This window comes from Thioalkalivibrio thiocyanodenitrificans ARhD 1 (genome assembly GCF_000378965.1).
Taxonomy (GTDB): domain Bacteria; phylum Pseudomonadota; class Gammaproteobacteria; order Ectothiorhodospirales; family Ectothiorhodospiraceae; genus Thioalkalivibrio_A; species Thioalkalivibrio_A thiocyanodenitrificans.
The window spans coordinates 1,629,235-1,641,722 of sequence record NZ_KB900536.1 but is presented as its reverse complement, the minus strand read 5'-3'; the positions used below and the strand labels follow the sequence as shown (position 1 = coordinate 1,641,722).

Below are 12,488 nucleotides of genomic sequence, written 5' to 3'. Positions count from 1 at the left end.
GAGCCCGGTCCTCCGGGCGATGCCGGAGCTTGGCCCATCGCCCACGGGTGTGGGCTCCTACAGGGCCGGTGGTGTCACAAACCCCGTAGGAGCCCAGTCCCCTGGGCGATCCTGCCCGAACCAAACCCCATTCGCCCGGAGGACCGGGCTCCTACACACGCGGGGTGGGGTTATCGCGCAGATGCCCATTGTGATGATCGAATCCACCGGGAACGTCGAGGAGCCAGGAAAGATGCTGCCGCCGGTGGGCAACCTTCCGGAAGTTCTGTCCTGACCCTGTTCATCCCGCTCGCTGCCTTTCACAACACCCCCCAAACCCCGTCCCGCAGCCCCTCCACCGGGCGGAAGGCGGTCTTGTATGCCATCTTGGGGCTTTGCGCGATCCAGTAGCCCAGGTACACGTAGGGTAGCCCCAGGCGGCGGGCCTCGGCAATCTGCCACAGGATGGCGTGGGTGCCGGGGCTGCGCGCGGCATCCGCCGGGTCGAAAAACGTGTAGACGGCGGACAGGCCATCCGGCAGCCGGTCGCACACCACCACGCACACGAGCCGCCCGTGCAGGCGAAACTCCACCAGGTCCGTGTCCGACCAATCCGAGTCGATGAAGCGCCAGTAGTCCGTGGGAGAGGGGTCGTCCATGCCGCCGCCCGGATGACGGGTATTCACATAGCGGCGGTAGAGTTCGAAGTGCTCCTCCCGGGGGGCGGGCTTGATACAGTTCATTTCCAGGTCTGTATTGCGACGCCATACGCGGCGCTGGGCGCGGTTGGGTTCGAAGGCCTCCACGGGCACGCGAACCGGCACGCAGGCCCGGCAATGGGGACATTGATGACGATACACGTGCCGGCCGCTGCGGCGAAAGCCCACCTGCGCCAGGCGGCCATAGAGTCCTGCATTCATCGGAGCCCTGGGATCGGCAAAGGCGCTCACCATCTGCCGGTCCGCCAGGTACGGGCAGGGCTCGGGCGGCGTCACATAGAAATGCAGGGGGGCGGTGTCGGTGCGCATGGGGAACAGTATTCGGGAACCGGGATTCAGGATACAAGGGAGCCGTGTCCCGGACCGGCGATACGGACATCCATGGTCCCTCTTGATCAAGGGCTCCTGGACCACTGCATTGCGGGGTGATATCCGCCCGATGCCGACCCGTGTCAAGTCTGGCGGGAGCCGCTTGGCGGCTCGCTCGCGGGGGGGTGCACCGGGGGTGAATCGGGCTGCCATGCTAAAATAGGCGGCTTATCCGCTTGCAACCTACGGTTCCAGACCCCATGACTGACGATCGCATCCGCCTGCTCGAAACCCGCATCAAGGACCACATTCTGATCCTGGATGGTGCCATGGGCACCATGATCCAGGGCTATGAACTGCAGGAGCAGGATTACCGCGGGGAACGTTTCGCGGACTGGAACATCGACCTGAAAGGCAATAACGACCTGCTGGTGCTCACGCGCCCGGAGATCATCGCCGAGATCCATGGCCAGTACCTGGAGGCCGGCGCGGATATCGTCGAGACCAACACCTTCAATGCCACCCGCGTCGCCATGGCTGATTATGCCATGGAGGACATGGTCCCGGAGATCAACCGGGAGGCTGCGCGCATCGCCCGGGAGGCCGCGGACGCCTGGACCGCAAAGGACCCGGCCAAGCCCCGCTTCGTGGCCGGGGTGCTGGGCCCCACCAACCGCACCGCCAGCATTTCCCCCGACGTGAACGATCCGGGTTTTCGCAACGTGGACTTCGACACGCTGGTGGCGTCCTATCGCGAGGCGGCCGAGGCGCTCATCGAGGGCGGTGCGGACCTGCTGCTCATCGAGACCGTGTTCGACACCCTGAACGCCAAGGCGGCAGTGTTCGCGGTCGAGACCCTGTTCGACGAGACCGGCCAGCGTCTGCCGGTGATGATCTCCGGCACCATCACCGACGCCTCCGGGCGCACCCTCACCGGGCAGGTCACCGAGGCCTTCTGGAACAGCCTGCGCCATGCACGGCCGTTTTCTTTCGGTCTCAACTGCGCCCTGGGGCCCAAGGAACTGCGGGCGTACGTGGAGGAGCTGTCCCGCCTGGCCGACTGCCATGTCTCCGCCCATCCCAACGCGGGCCTGCCCAACGAGTTCGGCGAATACGACCTGAGTCCGGAACAGATGGCCGTGCATATCCGTGAATGGGCGGAGTCCGGCTTCCTCAATATCGTGGGCGGCTGCTGCGGCACCACGCCGCCCCACATCCGCGCCATTGCCGATGCGGTGGCCGACATCACCCCGCGCACGGTCCCGGAGACCGTGCCCGCCTGCCGGCTGTCGGGGCTCGAGCCCTGCAACATCGACGCGGAGTCCCTGTTCGTCAACGTGGGCGAGCGCACCAACGTCACCGGCAGCGCCCGGTTCAAGCGCCTCATCAAGGACGGCGACTACGAGACGGCGCTCGAGGTGGCCGCGAGCCAGGTGGAGAACGGAGCCCAGATCATCGACGTGAACATGGACGAGGGCATGCTGGATTCCAAGGCGGCCATGGTGCGGTTTCTGAATCTCATGGCCTCGGAACCGGATATCTCCAGGGTGCCGGTGATGATCGATTCCTCCAAGTGGGAGGTGATCGAGGCGGGGCTCAAGTGCATCCAGGGCAAGGGCGTGGTGAACTCGATCTCCATGAAGGAAGGCGAGGAGACCTTCATCGAGCACGCGAAGCTGGTGCGCCGGTACGGCGCCGCGGTGATCGTCATGGCCTTTGACGAGCAAGGGCAGGCGGACACCAAGGAACGCAAGGTGGAGATCTGTCAGCGCGCCTATCGCATCCTCACCGAGCAGGTGGGCTTCCCGGCGGAGGACATCATCTTCGACCCGAACATCTTCGCCATCGCCACGGGCATCGAGGAGCACAACAACTATGGCGTGGATTTCATCGAGGCCACCCGCGAGATCAAGAAGACGCTGCCCCACGCCCTGGTCTCCGGCGGCGTGTCCAACGTGTCGTTCTCGTTCCGCGGAAATGAGCGGGTGCGTGAGGCGATTCACGCGGTGTTCCTGTACCACGCCATTCATGCGGGCATGGATATGGGCATCGTCAACGCCGGCCAGCTGGCGGTCTATGACGAGGTGGATCCCGAGCTTCGCGAACTGGTCGAGGACGTGGTGCTGAACCGCCGCGAGGATGCGACCGAGCGCCTGCTGGAGGCCGCCGAGCGCTACCGCGGTGAGGGCGGCGAGGCAAAGGCCGAGGATCTGGAATGGCGCTCCCTGCCCGTTGAAAAGCGTCTGGCGCATGCCCTGGTCAAGGGCATCGACGCCCACGTGGTGGAGGATGCCGAGGAGGCGCGCCAGCAGGTCGACCACCCCATCAAGGTGATCGAGGGCCCTCTCATGGACGGCATGAACGTGGTGGGCGACCTGTTCGGTGACGGCCGGATGTTCCTGCCCCAGGTGGTCAAGTCCGCCCGGGTGATGAAGAAGGCCGTGGCCCACCTGATCCCGTTCATCGAGGCGCTCAAGAAGGAAGGCGACCGCCCCAACGGCAAGGTGCTCATGGCCACGGTGAAGGGTGATGTGCACGATATCGGCAAGAACATCGTCGGCGTGGTGCTCCAATGCAACAACTTCCAGGTCATCGACCTGGGGGTGATGGTGCCCGCGCAGAAGATCCTGGACACGGCCGTGGAGCAGGACGTGGACGTGATCGGCCTTTCAGGCCTGATTACGCCTTCCCTTGAGGAGATGTCCCACATGGCCAAGGAGATGGAGCGCCTCAGCATGAAACTGCCGCTGCTCATCGGCGGTGCCACCACGTCCCGTTCCCATACGGCGGTGAAGATCGAGCCCCATTATTCCGGCCCCACCGTGTGGGTGAAGGATGCCTCCCGGGCCGTGGGCGTGGTGCAGAATCTGATCAGCGAAAGTACCCGCGACGACTATGTGGCCGGGATCCGTGCCGACTACGAGGAGGTTCGGGTCAATCACGCCGGGCGGCAGAAGACCCAGAAGTGGCTGACCCTGGAACAGGCGCGTGAGAACCGTGCCCCCATCGACTGGCAAGGCTATGAGCCGCCGCGCCCCAGGGTCCTGGATTCGGAGCCCGCCGGCGACGGCATCACCGTGCTGCACCCCTACGGCCCCGACAGCGTGGTTATCCGCTTCGACGATTATCCGCTTGAGGAGCTCAAGGATTACATCGACTGGACACCCTTCTTCCACGCCTGGGAACTGCATGCCGCATACCCGCGCATCTTCGAGGACGAAGTGGTGGGCGAGGAGGCGAAGAAGCTCTTCAAGGATGCCACCGCCATGCTGGACAGGATCATCGGCGAGGGCTGGCTGAAGGCGCGCGGCGTCATTGGCTTCTTCCCGGCCAACAGTGTCGAGACCGACGACATCGAGCTCTACAGGGACGAAGACCGCAAGCAGCCGCTCATGCGCCTGCATCACCTGCGTCAGCAGACCGAGCGACGGGGCAAGGGTCCCAACCAGTGCCTGGCGGATTTCGTCGCGCCGCGGGACACGGCCATCCCCGATTACCTGGGCGGCTTCGCGGTGACCGCCGGCATCGGCATCGACGAGCATGTGAAGCGCTTCGAGGAGGCTCATGATGATTATCACGCCATCATGCTCAAGGCGCTCGCCGACCGCCTGGCCGAGGCTCTGGCCGAGCGCATGCATGAGCGGGTGCGCCGGGAGTTCTGGGGCTACGCGCCGGACGAGGCGCTGGACAACGAATCCCTGATCAAGGAGAAGTACCAGGGGATCCGGCCCGCGCCCGGCTATCCCGCCTGCCCGGAACACACGGAGAAGGGTCTGCTCTGGGAGCTGCTCGATCCCGTGGAGAATGCCGGCATGCGCATCACCGAGAGCTTCGCCATGCTGCCCACCGCCGCCGTCTCCGGCTGGTACTTCGCCCACCCCGAGGCCAGGTACTTCAACGTGGGCAAGGTCAACCGCGACCAGGTCGCCGACTATGCCAGGCGCAAGGGCATGAAGCCCACCGAAGCCGAGCGTTGGCTTGCGCCGAACCTGGGGTATGAGCCGGAAGACTGATTGGTGAGTGAGGCGTGAGGCGTGAGGCGTGAGGCGTGAAGCGTACCTGCGCCTTCCCCCTCACCCCTCACCCCTCTCCGTCGCAGTGCTATGCTGAGAGCATGGCAACCCGCCCGGCGAGACATTGATGGTCGATGCGTCAGTGACGAGTGACAAATGGCAGCGCAGTTCTGATGTCGTCACTCGTCACTATCCGGTCGGCATGGGTCCGCTTCGCTTGACCCATCCTACGGTCTGCACTGTATCCCGTAGGATGGGCAAAGCGAAGCGTGCCCATGCGGTTGCCGTGGTGGCCCGTGACTGGGGTCATGCTTCTCGTCTCCTCTCATCCCTGTTTCAACCATGCTGAACTGTCCCCGCCCCCGCAAGAGGTTTGCCCATGGTCGATGACACCGACGACACCGTTCAGGCCGACGAACACCGCCTGAAACTTCGTAACACCCGGCCCGAGGACTACGAGGCCGTGCACGAGATCATGGAGAAGGTCTACCGGGTACTGGACGGGTCGTGGAGCCGGGAGCAGTTCGAGTCACAGATCTCCCGTTTTCCGGAGGGGCAGATCTGCATCGAGGACAACGGCCGGCTGGTGGCCGCGGCCATCAGCATGATCGTCGATTACGACCGCTGGGGTGATCGTCACAACTACAAGGCCATCACCGGAAATGGTTATCTCACCACCCACGACCCGAACGGCGACACGCTCTACGGGGTGGATGTCTTCGTCCATCCCGACTACCAGGGCATGCGCCTGGGCCGGCGGCTGTACGATGCCCGCAAGGAACTGTGCGAGAAGCTCAACCTGCGCCGGATCGTGGCCGGCGGGCGCATCCCCGGCTACGCGGAGTACCGGCAAAGCATGACGCCCCAGCAGTACGTGGAGCAGGTGAAGAACAAGGAGCTCTATGATCCCATTCTGACCTTCCAACTCTCCAACGATTTCCACGTGCGCCGGATCATCACGGGTTACATGCCCGATGACACGGAGTCCCGGGCCTACGCCACGCTCATCGAGTGGATCAACATCTACTACGAGGAGAAGGAGAAACTGATCGGCGGCGCCAAGCAGACGGTGCGGGTGGGTGCCGTGCAGTGGCAGATGCGGCCGATGCCAAGCCTCGATGACCTCTTCCAGCAGCTGGAGTATTTCGTCGACGCGGTCTCCGGTTATCAGGCCGACGTGATTCTTTTCCCCGAGTTCTTTAACGGACCGCTCATGGTCCAGTTCAACCAGGAGAACCCCGCCGAGGCCATACGTCACCTGGCGGAGTACACCGAACCTGTCCGCCAGGAACTGGTGCGCCTGGCGCTGGCCTACAACGTCAATATCATTGCCGGGAGCATGCCGGAATACGAGGGCCAGGCCCTGCTCAACGTGTCCTATCTGTGCCGGCGCGACGGCACCTGGGACAAGCAGTACAAGGTGCATACGACCCCGGACGAGCAGTCCTACTGGGGCATGCAGGGCGGCGATCAGGTGCGGGTGTTCGAGACCGATTTCGGCAAGATCGGCATCCTCATCTGCTACGACGTGGAATTTCCGGAGCTGCCGAGGCTGATGGCCGATCAGGGCCTGCAGATCCTGTTCGTGCCCTTCTGGACGGACACCAAGAACGCCTACCTGCGGGTACGCCGCTGCGCCCAGGCCCGCGCCATCGAGAACGAGTGCTACGTGGTCATCTCCGGCAGCGTGGGCAACCTGCCCCGGGTGGAGAACATGGACATGCAGTATGCCCAGGCGGCGGTGTTCACCCCCTCGGATTTCTCCTTCCCCCACGACTGCATCGCCGCCGAGGCCACCCCCAACACCGAGATGACCCTCATCGTGGACCTGGATCTGCACAATCTGAAGGATCTGCGCGAGCATGGCAGCGTACGCAACCTGCACGACCGGCGGCTGGACCTCTACCGGGTGAGTTGGGTGGGGGGGAAGAAGGGGGAAGGATGAAGGATGAAGGGGGAAGGATGAATGAAGGTCCGTGTTTGATTCCGTACGAGCCCGGTCCCCCGGGCGATGCGTTGCCCTTCGCCCGGTGCACCCCGTCAAGGCGGCATCCCGATGCCTTCACTGTGAACGGTGGTGAGTATGCGGGCTGGATCCTGTAAGAAAAACCGACAATAATGCCCGCGGTCCATCCCTTTCCATCAATTACAGGCGAATCCCCCGATGACGAGGCGCCCGATCCCGGCCGTCGTTGCGGCCACCCTTGTGCTGTGCCTGGCGACTCCGGTCGCGGCGAATAACGGTCTGAACCTGATCGGTTTCGGCGCGGAGTCCATCACCATGGGCGGGGCCGACCTGGCGGTGGCCCGCGACACCAGCGCCCTCAACACCAACCCCGCCGGCCTGATGCGGATCGCCGACCGGCAGATGGACATGCATCACACCGTGGCCCATGCCCTGGATGTGCGCCACCGGGACGGCTTCGGCAACGATGCGGAGGTCTCCAATCGCAACATCCTGCTGGGCAGCCTGGGATATGCCCGCCGTCTGCCTGATCGTCCCGTGACCGTGGGTATCGGGCTGTTTGCCCAGGGGGGCGCGGGCAACGATTTCCGCAATCTCACCACCGCCTTCGGTACGGAGGACGAGCTCTCGGCCGCCTTCCGCATCGCGAAACTGACCACCGGGCTCGCCTGGCAGGCCACCCCGACGGTGGCGCTGGGCGGCAGCGTTTCGCTCTTCTACGCCGACCTGAACCAGCGGATCTTTCCCGACACCTCGGTGCATGAGGGGGGCGCGCCGGAGGAGGGCTTCTTCGGCTATGCGCTGCGCGACATGGACGTGCTGACACCGGGGTTCAAGCTGGGCGCCATGATCACGCCCTCGGAGCGGGTCTCGCTGGGGCTCGCCTACACGTCCGGTGTGGACCTGTCCATGAACGGCGGCACGCTCACCTCGGATTTCAGCGCCCTGGGTCTGGGCAAGGTGACCTATCGGGACGTGCGCGCGACGGGGACCGATCTGCCTCGGGAACTGGGCGTGGGTGTCGCCTTCCGGCCCACCCCGCGGTTGCTCACCGCCGCGGAGCTGAACTGGCTGGACTGGTCGAAGGCCGTCAAGCGCACCACGCTGACGGCGGCCGCGCCGGACGATCCCGACGCTCCCCCGGTCCTCGCGGCGGAGTCCGACATGAACTGGCGGGACCAGTATGTGATCGCGCTGGGCATGGCCTACGACTGGTCCGACAAGCTGATTCTCCGGGCCGGCTACAACTACGGGCGCAACCCGGTCCCCGAGCAGCACATGAACCCCCTGCTGGCTGCCATCGCGCGGCACACCTACACCCTCGGCCTCGGTTATCGGCTTGCGGGCCGTTGGCGGATCGACGGCGGTCTGGAGTACGTCGGGCGCGAGAAGGTCCGTTTCACCAATCCTGAGCTGCCCTTCGGGCCGGATGCGGTGGCCGTACACGAGGTCCTCGCTTTCCACATGATGCTCGTCTACCGGTAACGGTTGCGGCGGCGCGGCGGGAACACGGCCACCGGCGCCGGTTACCAGGGGATGATGCTGCCGTCGATGTCAAAGAAACTTCCGGCGTCGTCCGGTGCCACCCTTGCCAGAAGTTCACGCATGCGACGGGCGGAGGTCTCGGCGTCGATCTCGCCGTGGGGTCCGCCCATGGCGGTGCGCACCCAGCCCGGATGCAGTACCACGGCGGTGATACCCCTGGGCGCGAGGTCGATGGCGGCGCTCTTCATGACCGCGTTGAGCGCCGCCTTGCCGCTGCGGTAGATGTACGCTCCGCCCGAGCCGTTGTCCGCCATGCTGCCCATCTTGCTGCTCAGCGAGGCAATCAGCCGCAGTTCGCTCGCCGCCACGTTGTCCGCCAGGGCTTCCATCATCTTCATGGGGCCGATCACGTTGGTGCGGAAGTTGTCGACCCACGCCTCCTCGTCGGTGTTGCGGCCAAAACGCACCCCGTCCGGCCCGTAGCTGCCCGCGTTGTTGAGCAGCAGGTCCAGGGGGGTCTCGCCCAGCACCGCGGCGAGCGCCCGGATATGCGCGGATTTCGTCACATCCAGCGGATGCACGCTGACCCGCCCGTTGCTCCCCGCGGCCAGCCGGTTGAGATCGCCGGCCCGCTCGGGTTGACGGCATCCCGCATAGACGCGCCAGCCCTCGGCGGCATACTGCCGGGCAAACTCCAGTCCGATGCCGCGGTTGGCGCCGGTGATGACGACGGTATGGGTCATAGTTCGGCCAGCGCCAGGATAATGGGCATCCACACGGCCAGGAGCAGGGCGATGAACACCACGTCCGTAAGGATGATGAAACCGAAGTGCCGCCCTCGAGTGTTGCGGGGCTCCCGGGCATACAGGCTCGACATGAGGATGTCCAGCAGATACAGGGTCAGCAGGATGGGCACGATGGCCGGCGCCACGGCGGTGGATATGATTCGCCAGCTTTCATAGTCCGGCGGTGTGTGGGGCGCGGGCATCAGGATGGCGGTGATCACGGAGATCACGCCCATGGCGATGCGCATCGGCCCCAAGGCCTGGTTGATGCGTGCAAACATGTCCGGTTGGAGCCCCTTGACCGTGAGGAAGGTCACAAGACCGTACTGTCGCGGGACGGCCGAATCAAGCCCGCGTTGGGTCGGGGGGCCTTGAGGCGGTACACTCGGCCACTGGGCATCCGCCCATCAGGCAAGCTTGAGGGGGCTTCGGGCGAATGGGGGCTGATCAGGACACGATCCCGGAACCTGGCTTGACCATCCTCGTCGTGGATGACTCGAGGGTGATGCGGCAGGCTCTGAAGAAGATCCTGGCAAAGGTCTACGGGGTGGTGGAGGCCGCCGACGGGGAGGAGGGTTGGTCCCGGATTCTGGAGGATCCGGCCGTATGCTGTGTGTATACGGACCTGTCCATGCCCCGCCTGGACGGCTACGGGCTGATCCGGCGTATTCGCGAATCGGGTGATCCGAGGGTTCGTGAGATGCCCATTGTGCTGATCACCGGCAACGAAGACAGCGAGGGCACGCGTGAACGGGCCATGTCCGCCGGCGCAAGCGGCGTGGTTCAGAAGCCCTTCAACGCGGACGATATCCTGGAAGTCGCGCGCCGCCATGTGGACCCGCGGCGCGGCCAACCCCCCGATGATGCTTCGCCGGCGGGCGGGGATCCGGCCGAGCCGGGGCGTCTTCGTGAGCGCGTCTCCGAACTGGAGGCAACCCTGCTGGATATGAAAAAGCAGCTCCAGAGCTGGCAGGAGGAGGCGCAGCGGGCCGCGGCCTCGTCGCTCTCGGCCTCCGAGGAATGGGAGCAGACGCTCAATGCCATGCGCGAGCAGCTGCGCGAATCCCAGGAAGAACGGGACCGGCTGCGCAGGGAACTCATCCTGCGCCAGCAGAGCGTGGACGAGAAACGGGTGTCGGACCGCATTCGCGAACTGGAGGACCAGCTGGCGGCAGAGCGGTCCGAACTGGAGCGCCTGCGCGCCGAAACCGGGGATCTGGAGGCCGGGTTGACGGCTGCCCGGGAGGCGGCCAGCGAGGCCTCGGGCCGGGCAGACGATCTGGAGGCACGCTTGCAGAGCGTGCTCTCGGAGCACGAGCGTGCACGCGAAGAGGCGGGTTCGTTACGCCGTGAACTGGAATCGACCCGTGCCGGACACCAGGCGGTAGAGCAGGCGCTGGGACTGGAACGCGGCAAGGTGGTGGAGTTACAGGCCCGGTTGCAGGCTCTTGACGGGGACGAGTCGGAGCGGGTCGCCCGGCTGGCCGGCACCGAACAGGAACTCTCCGAATGGCAGGCTCGGGCCCGTGAGGCGGAACAGGCGCTCAAGCGTGCGGGGAGCGAGATCCCGGGCGGTGCGGCCGGCCGGGAAGAAGACCTGGCGCGGGAACTGGAAACGGAGCGGGAACGCCTGCGTGACCTGGAGGCCGAGTTGGCCGGTATGCGGGAGCGTGCCGAGGCGCTTGAGGCGCAGATCCCCGATGAGGATGCGCTCGAGACCCTTCGGGTGCGCGCGGAGAATGCCGAACTCAACCAGTTGCAGCTCGAGGACGAGATGGTGGAGATAGCGGCCAGGATGGAACGCAGCGAAGGGGCCCGGGTGGCAGCGGAGGAGGAGTTGCGGGCGCTCATGCAGGAACTGGCCGATGCGAGGCGCGAGCTGCGGGAGCGTGCCGCTGCTCCGCCTCCGGTCCCCGAGGAACCGGAGGACGCGGACCTCGAAGAGTTGCCAACGGATGAACAGCCACCGGTCGAGGAATCGGGTGACAGTCCGGCCACGGATGCAGCGGCCGACGTCCCGGTGTTGGAGTCCACAGCCGAAGGATTCGACGACGCGGAGGCGCCGGAACCGCGTGTCGAGCCGGATGGTGTCAGCGCCGAACCGGCCATCGGGGGCAATGGTGCCGGGCCTGTGCGCGACAGCAGCGGGGATCCCATTATCCGGCAGTGGGAGGAAGAGCGCCGGCGCCAGCGCCGCCTTCAGATGATGATCCTGGTCGCGGTGGCGGCCGTTGCCGCCCTGGGTCTTCTCTTCCTTCTGATCTGAGCCGGAATACGCCGGCATCCGGACCCGCTGCCCGGATGCCGGCGCCAAGCGGTGCCGTCATGAACGGACACCGGTCAGCCGCGCCGCATCAGCCGCCGAAGGTGTCCGCCAGGAAGCGTTCCAGTTCCGACCAGGAGGCCTGGTCGGCATCAGCGTTGTAGCCCACGGGCATGCCGAACTTCTCGGCAGCCTCATCGGCGCCGGGATTGGTGAAGCTGTGGGTGGCTCCGTCATAGCCCACGAAGCGGTAATCCACGCCGGCTGCATCCATCTCCTTCTTGAAATTCTCGACCTGTTCCGGCGGCACCATCGGATCCTCGTTGCCATGCAGCACCAGGACGCGGGAGGTCACCTTGCCGCTCTCTGCGGGGTTCTGCGTGGCCAGTGCGCCGTGGAAGCTGGCCACGGCCTTCAGGTCGGCTCCGGCACGCGCCATCTCCAGCACGATCGAGCCGCCAAAGCAGTAGCCGATCGCGGCGGTCTGTGCGGCATCGGCCCGTTCGTGTTCGTGAAGGAACTTTCGGGCGGCCTCGAAGCGCTGCATCATCAGCATCTGGTTTCCGCGGATCAGTGTGGCAAAGGTGCGGGCGTCGTCGGGATGATCCGCCAGGCGGCCTTCTCCGTACATGTCCACGGCCAGTGCCGTATACCCCAGCGCCGCCAGACGCCGGGCCTGCTCACGGGCGTGTTCGTTATGCCCCCACCACTCATGGATGACCAGCACCCCCGGGCGGGGTCCGTCCGCGGAAGCATCATAGGCGAGATAGCCGTTGAGCTCGGTGCCGTTGTCGGAATAGTTGACCTCTTCCCCGCGCACATCTGCGCCATGGGCCATCCCCATGGAGAGGGCCAGGGTCATGAGTACAAACAGACGGGTCATGGGTATCTCCTTTGCTGATTCTGAGTTCTTGGACTGATCGCCACCCGGGCGCGGGTAGCGGCATCGGAATGTAGAACTATAGCCGG

At 65.4% G+C, this 12,488-nt stretch carries 8 protein-coding genes; 4 read left to right on the top strand and 4 right to left on the bottom strand.

Annotation, left to right across the window (positions count from 1 at the left end; translation table 11 throughout):
- Nucleotides 1-299: 299 nt before the first annotated feature.
- Entirely contained in the window at nucleotides 300-1,007 is a 708-nt protein-coding gene (locus tag THITHI_RS0107650) for an arginyltransferase (RefSeq protein ID WP_018232495.1), read from the bottom strand.
- A 260-nt stretch (nucleotides 1,008-1,267) separates the two neighbouring features.
- Here THITHI_RS0107650 and metH point away from each other — a divergent pair, with 260 nt between their 5' ends.
- The 3 genes from metH (at nucleotide 1,268) to THITHI_RS0107635 (ending at nucleotide 8,471) form a co-directional block, all read left to right on the top strand.
- Nucleotides 1,268-5,020 carry a methionine synthase gene (metH, locus tag THITHI_RS0107645; protein WP_018232494.1) on the top strand — a complete coding sequence of 1,251 codons (3,753 nt, stop codon included), beginning with the start codon at nucleotides 1,268-1,270 and terminating at the stop codon, nucleotides 5,018-5,020.
- A gap of 379 nt (nucleotides 5,021-5,399) precedes the next feature.
- Nucleotides 5,400-6,965, top strand: a complete 1,566-nt coding sequence (locus tag THITHI_RS0107640) for a GNAT family N-acetyltransferase (RefSeq protein ID WP_018232493.1) — start codon at nucleotides 5,400-5,402, stop codon at nucleotides 6,963-6,965.
- Nucleotides 6,966-7,184: 219 nt separating this feature from the next.
- A complete protein-coding gene (locus tag THITHI_RS0107635) occupies nucleotides 7,185-8,471 on the top strand; it encodes an OmpP1/FadL family transporter (protein ID WP_018232492.1) in 1,287 nt (428 codons plus the stop codon).
- A 41-nt stretch (nucleotides 8,472-8,512) separates the two neighbouring features.
- Here THITHI_RS0107635 and THITHI_RS0107630 read toward each other — a convergent pair whose 3' ends face one another.
- Both THITHI_RS0107630 and THITHI_RS0107625 read right to left on the bottom strand, forming a co-directional pair.
- A complete protein-coding gene (locus THITHI_RS0107630; protein ID WP_018232491.1) occupies nucleotides 8,513-9,214 on the bottom strand; it encodes an SDR family oxidoreductase in 702 nt (233 codons plus the stop codon).
- Entirely contained in the window at nucleotides 9,211-9,537 is a 327-nt protein-coding gene (locus tag THITHI_RS0107625; protein ID WP_051079983.1) for a hypothetical protein, read from the bottom strand. Before THITHI_RS0107625 ends, THITHI_RS0107630 begins: the two co-directional genes overlap by 4 nt.
- A 191-nt stretch (nucleotides 9,538-9,728) precedes the next feature.
- Between THITHI_RS0107625 and THITHI_RS0107620 the strand changes: the two genes are divergently transcribed.
- Entirely contained in the window at nucleotides 9,729-11,522 is a 1,794-nt protein-coding gene (locus THITHI_RS0107620) for a response regulator (RefSeq protein ID WP_051079921.1), read from the top strand.
- Between the two features lie 88 nt (nucleotides 11,523-11,610).
- On the opposite strand, the gene THITHI_RS0107615 is transcribed toward THITHI_RS0107620, so the two are convergent.
- The gene (locus THITHI_RS0107615; RefSeq protein WP_018232488.1) at nucleotides 11,611-12,402 is read right to left on the bottom strand and encodes a dienelactone hydrolase family protein; all 792 of its coding nucleotides are present in this window, start codon (nucleotides 12,400-12,402) and stop codon (nucleotides 11,611-11,613) included.
- Nucleotides 12,403-12,488: the final 86 nt, after the last annotated feature.

Coding starts and splice junctions, on each gene's coding strand:
- THITHI_RS0107650 (WP_018232495.1), bottom strand. CDS start 1,007: ATGCGCACCGACACCGCCCCCCTGCATTTCTATGTGACGCCGCCCGAG.
- metH (WP_018232494.1), top strand. CDS start 1,268: ATGACTGACGATCGCATCCGCCTGCTCGAAACCCGCATCAAGGACCAC.
- THITHI_RS0107640 (WP_018232493.1), top strand. CDS start 5,400: ATGGTCGATGACACCGACGACACCGTTCAGGCCGACGAACACCGCCTG.
- THITHI_RS0107635 (WP_018232492.1), top strand. CDS start 7,185: ATGACGAGGCGCCCGATCCCGGCCGTCGTTGCGGCCACCCTTGTGCTG.
- THITHI_RS0107630 (WP_018232491.1), bottom strand. CDS start 9,214: ATGACCCATACCGTCGTCATCACCGGCGCCAACCGCGGCATCGGACTG.
- THITHI_RS0107625 (WP_051079983.1), bottom strand. CDS start 9,537: ATGTTTGCACGCATCAACCAGGCCTTGGGGCCGATGCGCATCGCCATG.
- THITHI_RS0107615 (WP_018232488.1), bottom strand. CDS start 12,402: ATGACCCGTCTGTTTGTACTCATGACCCTGGCCCTCTCCATGGGGATG.